We start from the raw sequence: 267 nt of genomic DNA on the forward strand, positions 1-267 counted from the left end.
GGCCGTCCTGGCCAAGGGGCACTGGTGGACCCGGACGCTGGCGCCGCGCGACGCGGCCGGCCGCGACCTGCGGGTCGAGACGGCGGACTACCCGCTCCCCGGCGACGCGATGCGCCTCCTCGTGACCCTGGCGGACCCGGACACGCTCCACCGCCGCCAGGTCGACGGCGAGGCCGAGGCCCACATGCGCGCCGGCCTCTCCGAGTGGCAGCGCGTGGAGCGCATCTTCCGCGACATCGAGCGGGGCAACCAGCTGATCCTGCGCGC

General features: G+C 76.4%; 1 pseudogene. It reads left to right on the forward strand.

Annotated features, from left to right (window positions below):
* Positions 1-267, forward strand: a pseudogene (locus tag KZZ07_RS26985) (hypothetical protein); the annotation flags it as partial.

Source organism: Mameliella sp. CS4 (assembly GCF_019392335.1).
Classification (GTDB): Bacteria; Pseudomonadota; Alphaproteobacteria; order Rhodobacterales; family Rhodobacteraceae; genus Antarctobacter.